16 protein-coding genes are annotated in these 17,080 nt (G+C 62.7%); 7 read left to right on the forward strand and 9 right to left on the reverse strand.

The annotated features are described in order from the left end of the window. The first annotated feature begins 36 nt into the window (after nucleotides 1-36). Complete coding sequence (tal, locus tag P3C50_RS11335; RefSeq protein WP_275546089.1) at nucleotides 37-963, forward strand: transaldolase; 927 nt, start codon at nucleotides 37-39, stop codon at nucleotides 961-963. Between the two features lie 62 nt (nucleotides 964-1,025). Here the strand turns inward: tal and rssC are convergent, their stop codons facing one another. Further along, nucleotides 1,026-1,508: an anti-sigma factor antagonist RssC gene (gene rssC / locus P3C50_RS11340; RefSeq protein WP_024308595.1), complete on the reverse strand. Its 483-nt coding sequence runs from the start codon at nucleotides 1,506-1,508 to the stop codon at nucleotides 1,026-1,028. Nucleotides 1,509-1,516: 8 nt separating this feature from the next. Next, on the reverse strand, nucleotides 1,517-2,701 hold the full coding sequence (gene rssB / locus P3C50_RS11345) for a two-component system response regulator RssB (RefSeq protein WP_275546090.1): 1,185 nt from the start codon (nucleotides 2,699-2,701) through the stop codon (nucleotides 1,517-1,519). Between the two features lie 213 nt (nucleotides 2,702-2,914). Between rssB and P3C50_RS11350 the strand changes: the two genes are divergently transcribed. Further along, nucleotides 2,915-3,214 carry a PilZ domain-containing protein gene (locus P3C50_RS11350; protein ID WP_197856555.1) on the forward strand — a complete coding sequence of 100 codons (300 nt, stop codon included), beginning with the start codon at nucleotides 2,915-2,917 and terminating at the stop codon, nucleotides 3,212-3,214. Between the two features lie 89 nt (nucleotides 3,215-3,303). Here the strand turns inward: P3C50_RS11350 and P3C50_RS11355 are convergent, their stop codons facing one another. Further along, nucleotides 3,304-4,008 carry a VacJ family lipoprotein gene (locus P3C50_RS11355; protein ID WP_275546091.1) on the reverse strand — a complete coding sequence of 235 codons (705 nt, stop codon included), beginning with the start codon at nucleotides 4,006-4,008 and terminating at the stop codon, nucleotides 3,304-3,306. 104 nt (nucleotides 4,009-4,112) lie between these two features. On the opposite strand from P3C50_RS11355, the gene P3C50_RS11360 reads away from it, so the two are divergent. The 3 genes from P3C50_RS11360 (at nucleotide 4,113) to P3C50_RS11370 (ending at nucleotide 5,686) form a co-directional block, all read left to right on the forward strand. Then, nucleotides 4,113-4,523 (forward strand): acyl-CoA thioesterase, encoded by a 411-nt coding sequence (locus tag P3C50_RS11360; RefSeq protein ID WP_197856557.1) that lies wholly within the window; start codon nucleotides 4,113-4,115, stop codon nucleotides 4,521-4,523. Between the two features lie 62 nt (nucleotides 4,524-4,585). Beyond that, the gene (locus P3C50_RS11365; RefSeq protein WP_275546092.1) at nucleotides 4,586-5,302 is read left to right on the forward strand and encodes an HAD family phosphatase; all 717 of its coding nucleotides are present in this window, start codon (nucleotides 4,586-4,588) and stop codon (nucleotides 5,300-5,302) included. 117 nt (nucleotides 5,303-5,419) lie between these two features. Further along, nucleotides 5,420-5,686, forward strand: a complete 267-nt coding sequence (locus tag P3C50_RS11370; RefSeq protein ID WP_161867802.1) for a DUF4404 family protein — start codon at nucleotides 5,420-5,422, stop codon at nucleotides 5,684-5,686. Nucleotides 5,687-5,752: 66 nt separating this feature from the next. Here P3C50_RS11370 and queF read toward each other — a convergent pair whose 3' ends face one another. The 6 genes from queF to P3C50_RS11400 form a co-directional block, all read right to left on the reverse strand. Further along, nucleotides 5,753-6,583 carry an NADPH-dependent 7-cyano-7-deazaguanine reductase QueF gene (gene queF, locus P3C50_RS11375; RefSeq protein WP_275546093.1) on the reverse strand — a complete coding sequence of 277 codons (831 nt, stop codon included), beginning with the start codon at nucleotides 6,581-6,583 and terminating at the stop codon, nucleotides 5,753-5,755. A gap of 239 nt (nucleotides 6,584-6,822) precedes the next feature. Continuing rightward, the gene (locus P3C50_RS11380) at nucleotides 6,823-9,891 is read right to left on the reverse strand and encodes an efflux RND transporter permease subunit (RefSeq protein WP_275546094.1); all 3,069 of its coding nucleotides are present in this window, start codon (nucleotides 9,889-9,891) and stop codon (nucleotides 6,823-6,825) included. Beyond that, the gene (locus tag P3C50_RS11385) at nucleotides 9,888-10,910 is read right to left on the reverse strand and encodes an efflux RND transporter periplasmic adaptor subunit (protein WP_197856561.1); all 1,023 of its coding nucleotides are present in this window, start codon (nucleotides 10,908-10,910) and stop codon (nucleotides 9,888-9,890) included. The genes P3C50_RS11380 and P3C50_RS11385 overlap by 4 nt, the downstream gene beginning before the upstream one ends. Before the next feature lie 301 nt (nucleotides 10,911-11,211). Then, nucleotides 11,212-12,006, reverse strand: a complete 795-nt coding sequence (locus P3C50_RS11390; protein ID WP_197856562.1) for an ABC transporter permease — start codon at nucleotides 12,004-12,006, stop codon at nucleotides 11,212-11,214. Then, a complete protein-coding gene (locus P3C50_RS11395; RefSeq protein WP_197856563.1) occupies nucleotides 12,003-12,935 on the reverse strand; it encodes an ABC transporter ATP-binding protein in 933 nt (310 codons plus the stop codon). Before P3C50_RS11395 ends, P3C50_RS11390 begins: the two co-directional genes overlap by 4 nt. Nucleotides 12,936-13,089: 154 nt before the next feature. Continuing rightward, a complete protein-coding gene (locus tag P3C50_RS11400) occupies nucleotides 13,090-13,749 on the reverse strand; it encodes a transglutaminase-like domain-containing protein (RefSeq protein ID WP_275546095.1) in 660 nt (219 codons plus the stop codon). Nucleotides 13,750-13,887: 138 nt separating this feature from the next. Between P3C50_RS11400 and P3C50_RS11405 the strand changes: the two genes are divergently transcribed. Beyond that, nucleotides 13,888-16,335: an acyl-CoA dehydrogenase gene (locus P3C50_RS11405; RefSeq protein WP_275546096.1), complete on the forward strand. Its 2,448-nt coding sequence runs from the start codon at nucleotides 13,888-13,890 to the stop codon at nucleotides 16,333-16,335. Nucleotides 16,336-16,525: 190 nt separating this feature from the next. Then, nucleotides 16,526-16,933, forward strand: a complete 408-nt coding sequence (locus tag P3C50_RS11410) for a PA2817 family protein (protein ID WP_275546097.1) — start codon at nucleotides 16,526-16,528, stop codon at nucleotides 16,931-16,933. Nucleotides 16,934-17,080 lie beyond the last annotated feature (147 nt).

Consider the following 17,080-nt stretch of genomic DNA (forward strand, 5'->3'; position numbering starts at 1 on the left):
GTAAGGTCATGCCACCTGCAACGACAAGGCCTCGTCATGACCTCCAAGCTGGAACAACTCAAGCAGTTCACCACCGTGGTTGCCGACACCGGCGACCTAGACGCCATCGCCCGCCTGCAACCGGTGGATGCCACTACCAACCCCTCGCTGCTGCTCAAGGCCGCCGCCCTGCCCCGCTACGCCGACCTGCTGCGCCAGGCGATCGATGCTGGCAAGGGAGATCAGGGCCTGGCCTGCGATCATTTCGGGGTAGCCGTCGGCCAGGAGATTCTCAAGGTCATTCCCGGGCGCATCTCCACCGAAGTCGATGCACGCCTTTCGTTCGACACCGATGCCACCTTGCTCCGTGCCGAACGCCTGATCGGCCTTTATGAGCGAGCCGGCATCGGCCGCGACCGCGTACTGATCAAGATCGCCGCTACCTGGGAAGGCATCCGCGCCGCCGAGCAACTGGAAAAAGCCGGCGTACAGACCAACCTAACCCTGCTGTTCGCTTTCGCCCAGGCGCAGGCCTGCGCCGATGCCGGCGTGTTCCTCATCTCGCCTTTCGTTGGCCGCATCTACGACTGGTACAAGAAGGCCGAGGGCCGTGACTTCGCGGGCAGCGAAGATCCGGGCGTGCAGTCGGTCTCGCGCATCTATGACTATTACAAGGCCAACGGCTACGACACCGTGGTGATGGGGGCGAGCTTCCGTAACCTCGGCCAGATCGAGGCACTGGCCGGCTGCGACCGCCTGACCATCAGCCCCGAACTGCTGCAGAAACTAGCCGAGGACGATGGCCAGCTGAATCGGCAGTTGCGGCCCGGCGCCGCCGGTGAGCCTCGCCAGAGCCTCAACGAAGGCACCTTCCGCTGGGCCTTGAACGAAGACGCCATGGCCACCGAGAAACTGGCCGAGGGCATCCGCCTGTTCGCCCGCGATCAGGAAAAGCTCGAAGCACTGCTGGCCGCCAAGGCCTGAACGAAAAGGGGCGCCAGCCAAGCTGACGCCCCCTTTCAATTCTACAAAGCCTGATCGAGAACTCAGTGCCGTTCGAGCGCACTGACCAGGTCGTGAAACGCCTCACGGTTGGAGTCGTTGAGCCCCATCAGAATGCGGTGCGCTTCCAGCACCTTGGCCTTGACCACTTCTTCGGACTGATCCTGCGACGGCAGGTCGTCCAGGCATTCCGGGCATGGAATCGGCCGATCGACGATATTGAACACCTGATCGAAGCCCATGGACTCCAGCAGGCGGGTAATGTCGTCGTGAGTGGTGACAACGGTCGGCAACAGGCCAACCTTCTGCCGCGACAAAATGGACAATTTCGCCAGCAAACCAAGCGTAGTACTGTCGATACTGCGCGTTTCGGTCAGGTCGATGACGATGGCCGAAAAATTCAACGCGGTAAAAATCTTTTCAATCGTGGCATCCAGTGCTGAACACAGGGTCAGACGGACTTCACCGACGAACTTCAGGACGAATGTTCCATCCTGCTCGGCAAATTGGATGCGACCGGGGCTTATCCCAGGGTTCATGCAAGGTTCCTGCTCAACACCAGCAAGGCGATATCATCCGGCATCTCGCCCAGATTGGCCAGACCGAGAACTTGACGCAAACCGCTCAGCGTACCGCCAGCCTGGCTAACCAGTTGTGGCAACGCCAATTCCTTCTCTTTCAAGGTATCACCCGGTAACAGATCGAGAATGCCGTCCGAAAGCAGAGTCAGGCTGAACGACTCAGGCAGCTCCATCACCAGATCGCCGTATTCGGCTTCGGCGAACAGGCCGACCGGCAGGCCGCGGCCCTCCAGGTAACGCGCCTGGCCATTCTCGAACAGCACCGGTAGCGGTAGGTGTCCGCCGATACTGTAGGTGAGCATGCCGCTCTGATCGTCGATCACCCCGCCGAGCATGGTCACATGCTTGCCCAGCTTGCAGTTGATCAGGCCGCGGTTGATGTGACCGAGAACATCGGAAGGCTTGAATTCAGGCAACGTGCCGTTGCGCCGCCACTCGTAGAGCAGCCGGGTGGTCATGAACTTGAGCAGCACGGTGACGAATGCCGAGGAGGCGCCGTGACCGGAAACATCGGCCAGGTAGAAGGCGATGCGCCGCTCATCGATACGGAAGTAATCGACGAAGTCGCCGGACAGGTACAGCGACGGAATGATCTGGTGCGCGAAATTCAAGCCTTCAGCCTGCCAGGGCGTCACCGGCAGCATGTTCATCTGCACCTGGCGGCCAGCGTTCTGGTCTTCCTGCAGCAGATGCAGGCTGGCCTGAAGCTCACGATTGGCCGCCTCGAGCTTTTCGCGGTAACGCTGGTTCTCGACGCGCAGCCGTGCGCGATCCAGCGCGCGGCGCACCGAATGCTCCAGCACGGCGAGATCTTCAAGGGGTTTGATCAGGTAGTCGGCAGCACCGAGACGCAAGGCTTCGACGGCGTCGTTCATCACGCCGGCGCCGGAAACCACGATCACCGGGACTTCAACGCCGAGCGCATTGATACGCCGGATCAGTTCAAGACCGTCGACCTGCGGCATGCGCAGGTCGCAGATCATCAGGTCGGGGCCTTCCTGCTGGAACATCTCCAGCCCCTGCAAACCGTTGTTGGCCTGCAGCACCTTGAAGCCGCTGTCCTCGAGGTAGGCCGCGAGGCTTGCACGCACGACATCGTCGTCGTCGATGATCAGCAAAGTGGCACTGGTTTTGTGCATGGGGTATCCAGGCAAACTGCGCCAGGGCAATTTTGGTCACTGCCCGTGGCGCGGCGCCGCATCAATGGCGTCAGGGGCGATTTCAAGGGGCAGACGGTACTCCCATCTGCCGGCCGATTCAAGCCGGGACCGGTCGTCGTTCGGCGGCTTTACAGGTCAAATCGACGAGAGTTATAAGGGCCGCGGGAGAGTTCATAAGAAGAGGCAGGATCCATGAGTCAGAATGATCGAGCGTACAGCGAGAAGCGCGACTACATCCGCATGCGACTGGAAGCAGCAGTCGTCCTCCATCACGCTGGCCGGGAATTTCCTGCACTGTGCCTGGATCTCTCCAGTACCGGTATGCAAATCGAGGCCGAAGTGGCCTTGAGCATGGGTGACAAGGTCAAGGTTCACATTCCCTCCGAGCACAGCGAGCTGGCCGGTCTCGATGCCCAGGCCGAGGTGGTCCGGGTAAGCGATTTGGGCGACGGTCGGCAGGCGCTGGGCCTGGCGATCATCTCCATGAGCTGAAATCTGCATTTACGAAAAAGGCGGCCTCGAGGGCCGCCTTTTTCGTATCTACGGGGTGCTGCTTACGCAGCGATGAGCTCATCAGATGCTTAGAAATCGTCTTCGACCTGCCCATCCTTGATCTTGTACTCGCGGCTCTGCAGGTAGGCGTTGCGGATGAAGATGTACTTGTCGCCGCTGATCAGGCGCTCGGCCTGCAGCAAATTGGCCCGGGTGTCGATGACCTGGACGCCACGGGTGACGTTACGGGTCGGCACGTGATCCATGTACGGATACGGGGTCAGCAAGCTGTCCGGTACTCGCCCGGCAGCATCGCGCACAGTGCTCGGGCCGAGGAACGGGATCACCAGGTACGGGCCGCTATCCAGGCCCCAGACGCCGAGGGTCTGACCGAAATCTTCGTTGTTCTTCTGCAGCCCCATGTGCTTGGCCACATCGAAGAAGCCCAGCAGGCCGAAGGTGGTGTTGAAGATCAGGCGACCGGTATCGACACCGGCGTTATGCAGCTTGCCTTGCAGCAGGTTGTTGGCCAGGTTGCCGACGTCGCCGATATTGCCGAAGACGTTGTGCACGCCGTCCTCGAGAAACTGCGGCGTAACCGCACGGTAACCCTGCGCCACAGGCTTAAGCGCATAGGTATCGAGGGTATCGTTGAAACGAAAGATTGGGCGATTGAAGCCCTCCCAAGGATCGTCCTCCGAAGCGGCCTGGCCCATCGCAGGCAGCAGGCTCAGGCCAACCAGGGCCATCAGGCCACCCAGGCGCGCGATCCAGCGAGCACCGATCACATGCATTGAAGTCTCTCCTTGAGGGAAATAAGGTGGCCACCGCCAGCGGCCCGAAGGCCGCGTAGTATAAAGCCTGAAGCCTGTATTGGGCAGCATAGCGAAGAAAAGCGATGACCGATGAAACCTTGCTGCACACCGCACACATCCCCGTACGCTGGGGCGACATGGACAGCTATGGGCACGTCAACAACATCATCTACATGCAGTATCTGGAAGAGGCCCGCGTCGCCTGGTTCGAGCTGGCCGGCGTGGCGATGAGCAATGTGCCATTCGGTCCGGTGGTGCTGCAGACCCAGCACACCTACCTCAAACCCGTGGTGTACCCCGCCACCGTGGTGGTGCAATTGAGAGCTGGCGCAGTAGGACGCAGCAGTGTCGTGATCGAGCATCGCCTGAGTACGGTCGAGGATCCGCTGACGAGCTACGGCGAGGGTTACTGCAAGCTGGTATGGGTCGATCACGGCAGCGGCAAGTCGGTGGCGCTGCCCGAGCATGTGCGCGCCCTGTTCGGCGTCATCTGACAGTCATCTTTCGGTCATCCGCAGGCGCTAGATTGGCCTAGGCCATTGCCACGGATGATCCCATGCCCTTCTCCTGCACTGCCCTGATCTTTCAACTGTCCGGCTGCCTGGTCGACTTCGGTGCCCGCACGCTGCCTGTCGCACTGCAGCGGCTGCACCCCGAACACGCCGGCAAGCCCGTCTCGGGCACCCCTCAACAGGCGCTGGAAGCCTGCCTGGGCAAACCAGCAACTGCCGGGCAACTGCAGGCGCTGGAGCAGATCCTTGGCGAAGTCGCAGGCGCGCATACCGAACTGACCCCAGGCGCCGCACAGTTGCTGCAAATCCTGCATAGCTACGGCACCCCGTGCGCCTGGCTCGACGACCTACCAGCCGATGCCAGCCTGAGCCTGGCCCAGGCACTGCCGGCGCCCATTGAGGCGGTGATCAGCCACCAGGCCAGGCCCTGGCCAGCGCCAGATAGCTGCTGGCAGGCGCTGAGCCAATTGGGCGTCGAGCGCCTGGATGGCAGCATCGTCGTCAGCGGCAATCCTCTGCTGCTGCAGGCAGGCCTAAATGCCGGTTGCTGGACCATCGGCTTGGCCGCCTGCGGGCCACTGTGCGGCTACGCCCCGGCTGACTGGCAAGCGCTCGGTGCAAACGAGCAGGAACGCCTGCGCGCCGAGGCCACGCTGCAACTCTATCGTCTGGGTGTGCACTCGGTGGTCGATCACCTGGGCGAAATCCAGGCCAGCCTCGACGACATCGGCATACGCCGCAGCAAGGGCGAAAAGCCCTGAGCGCTTGACCGGGATCAGGCAAAGCCGGCGGGCTTGGATTAACCTTCAGATACGGCTGAAAACTTCCAGCGACACTGGGAGTCAATGTCTATGCCGATTCGACAAGGAGAGAACTCTATGCCAGCAAACGACCTGCAGCAGCAATTGGAAGCCCTCCAGCAGCACCTGGCCCAGGACACGCCGCTCAGCGAGGAAGAACGAGCATCGCTTTACCTGCTGACGCAAGAAATCGAAGTACAGCTGGCGCGCGAAGCCGCGGCGGCGCCCGACGCCACGCTGGTCGATGGCGTCAATCTGGCTGTGGAACGTTTCGAAGCCAGTCATCCCACCCTCGCCGGCACCCTGCGCAACATCATGCAGAGCCTGGCCAATATGGGTATCTGATGCTCTATCGCGGATAGAGCCCAAGCACTCAAGCAAATGCCGCCAAATGGCGGCATTTTTCTTGGATCACTGCCGCGCCAGGCGAGCATTGTCCGGGGTGATCGCCTCGGTGCTGCGGTAGGGGTTGATATCCAACCCGCCGCGGCGCACATAGCGCGCATAGACGGTGAGTGTCTGCGGCTGCAGCAGTCGCTGCAGATCAAGGAAGATGCGCTCGACGCACTGCTCATGGAAGTCCGCGTGCTGGCGGAAGCTCACCAGATAGGCCAGCAGGCTGGCGTGGTCCAGCGCGGCGCCATGATACTCGACCACCAGGCTGCCCCAGTCCGGCTGGCCGGTGACCGGGCAGTTGGACTTGAGCAGGTGGCTGTGCAGGCTCTCTTCCACCAGCCGACCAGCATCGCAGCGCAGCAGTTCGGGTTGCGGGTGATCGTACTGGCTGACGCTGACTTCCAGCTCATCGATGCACTGCCCCGGCAGCGTCGCCACGCCCTCTGCGGACACCTCACTCAGCGAACGCAGACGCACCGCCACCGGCTTGCCGGCTACAGCGGACAGATCTCGAACCAAGGTGGCCTGCAACTCGTCCCAACTGGCGAAAGCCGACTGGTTCAGCGAGTTGAGGTAAAGCTTGAAGGACTTCGATTCGATGATGTTCGGCGAGTCGGCAGGAATGGCGAACTCACCGATGGCCACAACCGGCTTGCCGGACGGCAGCAGCCAGGACAGCTCGTAGCAGTTCCAGTAGTCCACGCCCTGATACGGCAGGTTGGCGCCATCCAGGCCCAGCTCCGCCCATTTGGTGGTACGCGAGATGGGGAACAACAGCTCGGGACTGTACTCGGCGATGTACTGGCTGGACTTGCCCAGCGGGGAATGTTCGGCGGGGTGCTGCATGGCGCGCAATCCAGTGTGGCGAAAAACCGCGCGAGTTTAGCGGGTTGACCGCCGCGCCGCACGCGTGAAGCACTACGCCGGCCACCTGTAGGAGGGAGCTCTGCTCGCGAAACGTCTTACAGCCAGAAGCTTCGCGAGTAGAGCTCACTCCTACCACAGTAATCAGTCGCTAAGCGCCGTGGAAGGGCTCTACCCGCGACAGCATCAAAAGCTCGCCGCTAAAGCGCCTCCTACAGGACTCAGACAGCCACCTGCTCGTCCTCGATCTTGCGCAGCGGCGCCCAGCGTCGCAGCAGCAGATATAGCGTCGGGATCACATAAAGCGTGAAGAAGGTGCCGACCAGCAGCCCGCCGACGATCACCAGGCCGATCTGCTGGCGGCTTTCGGCACCGGCGCCGGTGGCAATGGCCAAGGGCAACGAACCCAGGACCATCGCGCCGGTGGTCATCAGGATCGGCCGCAGACGCTGCACCGAGGCCTCAATCACCGACTCACGCAGTGCCCTGCCCTCACGCAGCAGATGATTGGCGAACTCGACGATCAGGATGCCGTGCTTGGTGATCAGGCCGATCAGGGTCACCAGGCCGATCTGCGAATAGATGTTCCAGGTGCCGCCGAACAGCTTCAGCGCCAGCAAGGCGCCTGCCATCGATAGGGGCACGCTGAAGAGGATGATCAGCGGATCGCTGAAACTCTCGAACTGCGCCGCCAGCACCAGGAAGATGAAAGCCAGCGCCAGGGCGAAGATCAGCAGGATGCCCGAGCTGGACTCCTTGAAATCCCGCGAGGTGCCGGTGTAGTCGTACTGCGTCTCCGGCGGAAACACCTCACGTGCAGCCACCTCCAGATGATTCAGGGCCTCGCCCAGGGTGTAGCCGGTGCCGACGTTGGCGCTGATGGTCACCGCGCGCAACTGGTTGAAGTGGTTGAGCTCGCGCGGCGCAACCGTCTCGCGCAATTCGATCAGGTTCGACAATTGCACCATGCCGCCGTCGCGGTCACGCACGTAGACGCGATTCAGATCCTGCGGGTTGCTGCGGTCGATATCCTCCAGTTGCACCAACACGTCGTACTGCTCGCCGTTCTGCTTGAAACGGGTCACTTGGCGGCTGCCGAACAGGCTTTCCAGGCTGCGCCCGATCACCGATACATCGGTGCCAACGGCGGCGGCCTGCTCGCGATTGACGGTGATCTTGAGCTGCGGTGAGTTGAGCTTGAGGTCGCTGTCCAGCCCTTCCAGCTCCGGATAGTCGCGCATGCGCTCCATCAACTGCTCGACATAGCCCTGCAGCTCGGCATATTCCATGGACGAACGGATGACGAAATTGATCGGCTGGTTGCGCGCGCTTTGCCCCAGCGGCGGGCGGTTGACCGGGGTGACGCGCATGCCGGCGATATCCTGCAGTTTCGGCAGCAATTCATTGCGGATCTCGAACTGGGTGCGCGTGCGATCGGCCCAATCTTCCAGCTTCATGAAGGAAATGCCCTGGGCCACGGTGGGGAAGCCAGCCACCACCAGATAGCGATTGGTCTCGGGGATGCTGGCATAAGCAGCCTCCACCTCGCGGGCATAGCGTGCGGTGTAGTCAATGGTGGCGCCATCGGGGCCATTGAACACGCCGACGATGGTGCCGGTGTCCTCGGTGGGCGCCAGCTCCGAACGCAAGCCGCCGAACAGCCAGGCGCAGAGCACGAAGGCGGCCAGCAGCACGCCCAACACCAGCGGCCAGGCGCGCAGGGCGCGGTCCAAGCTGTGCTTGTAGCTGTAGGTAAGACCGTTGAGGAAGCCCTCGATCAGGTTGTACACGCGACCGTGACGCTGCTCGTGCTCATGCGCTTTGAGCATGACTGCACACATCATCGGCGTCAGGGTTAGGGCCACGAAACCGGATACCAGCACCGAGCCGGCCAGGGTCCAGGCGAACTCGGTGAACAACTTGCCGGTGGTGCCCTGCATGAAGCCGATCGGGGCGAACACCGCAGCCAGGGTCAGAGTCATGGCGATCACCGCAAAGGCGATCTCGCGACTGCCTTTGAAAGCGGCCTGCACCGGCTTCATCCCCGCCTCGATATGGCGGTGGATGTTCTCCAGCATGACGATGGCGTCGTCCACCACCAGGCCGATGGCCAGGACCATGGCCAGCAACGTCAGGGTGTTGATAGTGAAGCCCATCAGCGACATCAGGGCGAAGGCGCCGATCAGCGACACCGGAATGGTCACCAGCGGGATCAGCGTGGCGCGCAGCGAGCGCAGGAAGATGAAGATGATCAGGATGACCAGCGCCACGGCTTCCCAGATGGTGGTGAAGACGTTATCGATGGACTCGCGGATGAACTGCGAGTTGTCGTTGGCCACGGTCATCTTCATGCCGTCGGGCAGCAGCGCCTTGACCTCGTCCCAGGCCGCCGCGAGGCCGTCGGAGATATCCAGCGGGTTGGCCGTCGCCTGCTTGACCAGGCCGAGGGTCACCGCCGGTAAACCGTTGAAGCGCACCACCGACCGCTCGTCGCGCGGCCCCACTTCGGCACGGCCGACGTCGGACAGACGCAGCAGATAACCTTGCGAGTCATCAAGGATCAATTCGTTGAACTGCTCCGGCGTGCGCAGATCGGTTTCCGACAACACACTGAATTCGCGCTCGCGCGACTCGATGCGACCTGCTGGAATTTCCACGTTCTGTCGGCGCAGGGCGTCTTCGACGTCCTGCACGGTGAGGTTGTGCGCGGCGAGCTTCTCCGGGTCGAGCCAGATGCGCATAGAGAAGGTACGTGCACCGCGCACCTGCACTTCCGATACGCCAGGAATGGTCTGCAGGCGATCCTTGATCACCCGCTCCAGCAGGTCGGTGATCTCCATCGCACTGTGCTGCTGGCTGTGAAAAGCGATCCACACCACCGGCTGGGCGTCGGCCTCGACCTTCTGCACGATGGGCTCGTCCACTTCATCCGGCAACAGGTTACGCACGCGACCCAGGCGATCACGTACGTCGTTGGCCGCCTCGTCGGCGCTGCGGCCGAGACGGAACTGCGCAGTGATCTGGGTGTTTTCCGCACGGCTGATGGAGGTGACGAAGTCCAGCCCCTCGATGCCGGACAGTACGTCCTCCACCGGTTGCGCCACCTGCGACTCCATGATTTCCGGGCTGGCACCGGGATAGGTGACCTGCACCGTGACGATGGGCACGTCGATATTGGGATATTCGCGCACGTTGAGGCGGTCATAGGCCATCAGGCCCAGCAGCACCACGATCAGCGACAGGACGGTGGCGAAGACCGGCCTGCGGATGCAGACGTCGGAGAGCGTCACGGCTGACGCTCCCCGCTCTTGCTGCGCACGGCAAGCCCCTCGCGCACACGCTGCCAGCCGGCGCTGATCACCGTCTCGTCACCCTGCAGACCTTCGCGCACCTCGACCAGGCCATCGAAACGCTTGCCCAACGTGATCTCGCGGCGCTCAACCTTGCCATCGACCAGCAGATTGACCAGCAGCTTGTCACCCTGCGGCATCACCGCCTCCTCAGGGATCACCAGCGCATCGGGACGCTCCTCGAGAATCACCGAAACGCGGACGAACTGGCCCGGGCGCAGACGGCGATCATCGTTGCCGATGTGTGCGCGGATCGCCTGGCTGCGCCCGGCTTCGTCCAGGCGCGGGTTGATGGCGAAGATTTCGCCGCGAAAGCGTTCGCCAGGAAAGGTGTCGAGTGTGATCTCCACGGTCTGGCCCAAGCGCACCTGGGCCACGGCCTTCTGCGGAATGCGGAAGTCGACCTTGAGCGGGTCGAGCACCTCCAGGTTGACGATGTTCTGTCCGGCGCTGAGGTAGTCGCCGACACTAGCCTGGCGCAGGCCGAGCGTGCCGTCGTAGGGCGCCTTGATCTGGGTCTTGTCGAGCCGCGCCTGAGCCAGGGCCTGGCTGGCCCGCGCAGCCTGCAACTGGCTTTGCGCCTCGTCCAGCGCCTGCGCATTGCTGGCGCCACGCTGGAACAGCATCTGCGCGCGCTGGTGATTCTTCTCGGCCAGATCGAGATTGGCTCGGGCCTGGGCGAATTCGGCGCGGGCGATGGCGTCGTCGAGACTGATCAGCAGGTCGCCAGCGGTCACCGCCTGCCCTTCACGAAAATGCAGGGAGGCCAGGCGCCCTTCCACTTCAGGACGAATCATCACCGACTCGTCGGAACGCAGCGAACCGAAGGTGATCAGCTCGTCGCGCACCTCCATCTGCCGCACCGGCACGACCTCGACCATCGGCCCCTCGGCCGCCCCTGCAGGCAACGCGCAAAAGCCCAGCAACAGCCACGGAAGCGCACGCAACAGCACGGTCATGATCAGCCCCTTCTTCTTGGTAGAGGCGGAGTCTAACCGGCTGCTGCGTCGGCGCCAGCCTTACAAGTTATTTCGCTATGTGTTGGCGTGGGCAGGCACAGGATGGGGTAGTTGCGAAGAGGGTTTATCGGTGTTCAGCGATGTAGACAGTGCCCGGCAGAATCGCGGCTGAAGCCGCTCCCACGGAATCGTGAAACCTGTAGGAGCGGCTTCAGCCGCGATGCTTTCGAAGCGCCCGGATTGCGCCCCGGATTGCGTCCGGGCTACGCGATCAGGCGAAGAAATCCCTCATCGCGGCACGTCACTGGCGCATGCCGCGACCGCTGACCAGCAGGCGAATGCACAGGGTATAGAGCGCGGCGGTCGCCAGCAGCATGAAGCCGATGGCCACGCCGATGCGGATGTCGGACACCCCGAGAATGCCGTAGCGGAAGGCGTTGACCATATGCAGGATGGGGTTGCCCATCGACACCGTCTGCCAGAACGGCGGCAGCAGGGTAATGGAGTAGAACACTCCGCCCAGGTAGGTCAGCGGCGTCAGCACGAAGGTAGGGACGATCGAAATGTCGTCGAAGTTGCGCGCATAGACCGCGTTGACGAAGCCGCCGAGGGAGAAGATGGTCGCCGTCAGCAACACCACCAGTACGGTCACGCCTAGGTGATGCACCTGCAGATGGGTGAAGAACAGCGACAGGATGGTGACGATCACACCCACCGCCAGGCCGCGCAGCACGCCGCCGACGACGAAGCCGATGAGGATGGTGTGCGGCGACACCGGCGAAACCAGCAACTCCTCGACGTTGCGCTGGAACTTGCTGCCGAAGAAGCTCGACACCACGTTGCCGTAGCTGTTGGTGATCACCGACATCATGATCAGCCCCGGCACGATGTACTCCATGTAGGTGAAGCCGCCCATGTCGCCGATCTGCCGGCCGATCAGGTTACCGAAGATGACGAAGTACAGGACCATGGTGATCGCCGGCGGCAGCAGGGTCTGCGGCCAGATACGCACGAAACGGCGCACCTCGCGATGGACGATGGTACGCAGGGCGACCAGGTTGGCAGCGAACTCGCTGTTGAGGTACTGGGTATTCATTGCGCCACCTTGGCCAGGTTCTTTTCCACCAGGGAGACGAACAGCTCCTCCAGGCGATTGGTCTTGTTACGCAGGCTCAGCACCTGCACCTGCTGCTGCGCCAGTTGCTGGAACAGCGCATTGAGGCCCTGGCTCTTCTCCACCTGCACTTCCAGGGTGTGGTGATCGAGCAGGCGCGCCGGATAGCCGATCAGGTTCGGCGCCTCGCTGTAGGAGTCCTTCAGATCGAGCAGGAAGGTCTCGACATGCAGTTTTTTAAGCAGGTCCTTCATGCTGCTCAGCTCGACGATGCGGCCGTGGTCGATGATGCCGATGTTGCGGCACAGCTGCTCGGCCTCCTCCAGGTAGTGGGTGGTGAGGATGATGGTGATGCCCTGCCTGTTCAGGTCGGTGAGGAAGCTCCACATCGACCGGCGCAGCTCGATATCCACCCCGGCGGTGGGCTCGTCGAGAATCAGCAGGCGCGGCTGATGCACCAGGGCGCGGGCGATCATCAGGCGGCGCTTCATGCCGCCGGACAGCTCGCGCGAAGCGACGTCGCGCTTTTCCCACAGGCCGAGCTGGGTCAGGTACTGCTCGGCGCGCTCCTTGGCGATCGAACGCGGAATGCCGTAGTAGCCAGCCTGGGTGACGACGATATCGAACACCTTCTCGAACTGGTTGAAGTTGAATTCCTGCGGCACCACACCCAGGCAGCGCTTGAGCGCATAAGGCTCGCGGTCGAGGTCATGGCCGAACACGCTGACCGTGCCGCTGCTCTTGTTCACCAGGGTGGAGAGGATGCCGATTGTGGTGGATTTGCCGGCGCCGTTGGGGCCGAGCAAAGCGAAGAAATCACCTTCGGCGACGTCCAGATCGATGCCGTGCAGGGCCTGGAAGCCGTTTCCGTAGGTCTTGGTCAACTGGCGAATGGTCAGGGCGGAGCTCATGAAGATGGGATTTCCCGCGCGAGAGTGAAGTCTTTATAGATGTGGGCGAAGACGCTCGATTGCAACCGCGTGTTTCGCCCACTCTGTGCTGGCATGCACCCTACCGACCCTGACGCGCAGAAAAAAGACCATCCTGGCGATGTTGATTATCGACTTAGTCGATAACGGCCTCACGCTGCATATCGCCACTGAGCTGCAGGGCGCCTGCCTCGAACAGATGCGGATAGCAGCCCCGCAGATGCGCGAAGAACAGCTGCTCCGGCAGATCCTCGAACTGGCCGTGATCCTGCAGGTACTCCATATAGCGCTCGCCCCGCTCGTTGTAGGGATGAAAGACGCTGTCATGCACGCCATCGAATTCCAACGGCGCCACCTTGAATACGCGGCACAGCGCCTCGTTGAACGCAGGCGTGGCCTTGACCCAGCGCCCGTCCAGGTAAAGCTCGGTGTAGCCGTGCATGGCGAACACCTCACTGCGCAGCAACTCCAGCAGGCGCGGCGTCGACAGGTGATTGCGCACATCGGCCAGGCCGATACGCGCGGGAATGCCGCAATACCTTGCGCATGCCGCGAGCAGATTGGCTTTGGGCACGCAGTAAGACTCCCCGGCCGTCAGCGCGTGGCTGGCCTTCAGCGTCTGCGCATCGAGGCTGAAGGCATAGGGGTTGTAACGAATCTCGTCACGCACCGCCAGATACAGGGCCACGGCCTGACTGATTGGTTCTCGTGAGGCGCCACGCCAACGTTCGGCGAACTCGACTACCAATGGATGGTCACTGTCAATGAAGCGGCCGGGGCGAAGATAGATCTGCATGACGGGGCTCCTGAAGTTCGCTTCAGTCTAATCCGCCGATTGCGCGATGCTCACGACGATCCGGCCAAGCTCACCGCCCCTCTCGCCATTTATGGCTATGCTCGGGGCGTCGCCCGCTCGAATCATGGAGGAATGCACATGCTCGTCATCTGGTTGCTGGTGCTGCTGTTCGGGGTCATCTACCTGGCCCATAGTCGTACCGCCGCCCGCCCCGCCCTCGGCATCACCGCGGCCTACCTGGTGGCCATGGCCCTGTTCAGCCCAGTACCTGGCTGGCTGCAACTGCTGCTATGGATCATCACAGGCGCAGTCGCTGCCTTCATCCTGCTTGGTGATCTGCGCCGGCAGTTGTTCACCGGCCCGATGTTCGCCTGGTTCCAGCGCGTGTTACCGCCGATGTCGGCCACCGAACGCGACGCCATCGAAGCCGGCACCGTGTGGTGGGATGGTGAGCTGTTCAGTGGCAAACCGGATTGGGACAAGCTGCTGGCCTACCCCAAGGCCAGGCTGACCGAAGAGGAACAGGCCTTCATCGACGGCCCCACCGAAGAACTCTGCGCGATGATCAGCGACTGGCAGGTCGGCCAGGAGATGGACCTGCCGGAGAAAGCCTGGGAGCACATCAAGCAACACGGCTTCTTCGCCCTGATCATTCCCAAGGAGTATGGCGGCAAGGGCTTCTCTGCCTACGCCCACTCGCAGGTGGCGATGAAGCTGGCCACACGCAGCGGCGACCTGGCCTCCACCGTGATGGTGCCCAACTCTCTCGGCCCGGCCGAGCTGCTGCTGCACTACGGCACCGAAGAGCAGCGCAATCATTACCTGCCACGCCTGGCACGCGGCGAGGACATCCCCTGCTTCGCCCTCACCGGCCCGCTGGCCGGCTCCGACGCAGGCGCCATGCCGGACACCGGCGTCATCTGCAAGGGCCAGCACAACGGCGAGGAAGTGATCGGCCTGCGCCTGAACTGGGAGAAGCGCTACATCACCCTCGGCCCGGTGGCCACCCTGCTCGGCGTGGCCTTCAAGGCCTACGACCCGGATCACCTGCTGGGCGACAAGGAAGACCTGGGCATCAGCCTGGCGCTGATCCCTACCGACACACCCGGCGTGGAGATTGGTCGTCGCCACCTGCCACTGGGCGCTGCCTTCATGAACGGGCCGAACTCGGGCAAGGACGTGTTCATTCCCCTCGACTACCTGATCGGCGGGCCGGATTACCTCGGCAAGGGCTGGATGATGTTGATGAACTGCCTGTCGGTCGGTCGCTCCATCTCACTGCCCGCCGTCGGCACCGGCGCGGCCAAGTTCACCAGCCTCGCCACCGGCCAGTACGCCCAGCTGCGTGAGCAGTTCAACGTGCCGCTGGCCGCATTCGAAGGCATCCAGGAAGCACTGGCACGCATCGGCGGCAACGCCTGGCTGATGGACAGCGCGCGCATCCTCACCGCCAATGCCGTCGACCTGGGCGAGAAGCCCTCGGTGCTGTCGGCGGTGCTCAAGTACCACCTGACCGAACGCGGTCGCGAGTGCATCACCCACGCCATGGACGTGCACGGCGGCAAGGGCATCATCATGGGCCCGAACAACTACCTGGCCCGTTCCTGGCAGGGCGCGCCGATCTTCATCACCGTCGAGGGCGCCAACATCCTCTCGCGCAACCTCATGATCTTCGGCCAGGGCGCCATCCGCTGCCATCCGTACGTGCTCAGGGAAATGGCCCTGGCCGACCGCGAGGACAAGGACCAAGCGCAGGTCGAGTTCGACTCGCTGCTGATGAGCCATATCGGTTTTGCCGTCAGCAATGCGGCCAGCAGCTTCCTTCTCGGCCTGACCCTGAACCGCCTGGGCACCGTGCCGGGTGACGACCTCAGCCAGCCCTACTACCGCGCCCTCAACCGCCTGGCCGCGGCCTTCGCCCTGTGCGCCGACAGCAGCATGATGCTGCTCGGCGGTGACCTGAAGCGTCGCGAGCGCCTGTCTGCGCGCCTGGGTGACGTGCTCAGCCACCTTTACCTGGGCTCGGCGGCGCTCAAGCGCTACCACGACCTGGACTACCAGGAATCCGTCAGGCCGATGCTGTGCTGGGCCATGGAGGAAAACCTCTATCATGCCGAGCAGGCACTCGATGACCTGCTAAGCAACTTCCCCAACCGCCTGTTCGGTTGCCTGCTCAAGGTGCTGATGTTCCCGCTGGGCCGTCGTCACCAGGGGCCGAGCGATGAGCTGGACGCCGAAGTGGCCGCGATCATCGGCCGCCAGGCTGGCGACCCGGCACTGGAATCGGTGCTCGAAGGCTGCTACCGCCCACAAGCCGATCAGGATTCGGTCGGCGCCCTCCAGCATGCGCTGAACCTGGTACAGGCCAGCCACGATGCACGCAAGCGCCTGCACCAGGCGCTCAAGGACGGCAGCCTGCAACCGGCGCCGGGCCAGGACGCCATCGCAGCAGCGATCGCTGCCGGCATTCTCGATGGCGAGCAGGGGCAAAGCCTGCAAGCAGCCGAAGCGGCGCGCCGCCGGGTGATCGATGTCGATGACTTCGCCAAGGAAGAGCTCACGCTGGCGAGTGGCAAGGTGCGCTGACGCAAACGGCTAGCGGGAGGGGCTTTACCGCGACTCAAGAAGCTCGCGGCTACGACTGCAGGGATGCAGGAGGTAGAGCGAAGCAGGATGCCCGAGCCGAAAGCCCCTCCCACGAAGGCCAGCTATGCAGGACAGCGGGCGCCAGGAACTCTATACTCCTGCGCCCGTTTTGCCTTCAGGACACTGCACCATGGCCAGCCATCTGGAACACCACCTCGCCCTGCTCAGCCACCTGCGCGGCATTCTCGTCGCCCTGGGCGAAGCCGAACAGGTGCTCGACGACAGCCATGCCCTGTTCCTCGAGCGCTACGACGAGCTGCTCGCAGAACTGCCGCGTGATCCGGTATCCAGCCAGTATCTGGGCCAGGACCTGATCAGCCAGGTATTCCATCGCTACCCGCAGATCGCCCATCTGGTACCGCGCGACCTGCTGTGGTTCTTCGGCGGCGATTGCCTGCACTTCATGCCGGACGAGGAAATCGCCCTGTACCAGACCCTCGATGAACGTCGCTTCGAAGCCGAAGAGAACGACGAGCCGTTCGACTGGAACCAGGAAAAACAGTTGCTGGCCCTACCCACCGACGGCGCCAAGCACTGATCGGCCAATAGACGAAGGCCCGCACGGTAAACCGGCGGGCCTTTAGATTTGCCTTTGCAAACGACAGAAACGAAAACGCCGCTCAGATGAGCGGCGTTTTCGTTTATTTGGAGCGGGAAACGAGACTCGAACTCGCGACCCCGACCT

It is taken from the genome of Pseudomonas sp. Marseille-Q0931 (genome assembly GCF_940789645.1).
Lineage (GTDB): Bacteria > Pseudomonadota > Gammaproteobacteria > Pseudomonadales > Pseudomonadaceae > Aquipseudomonas.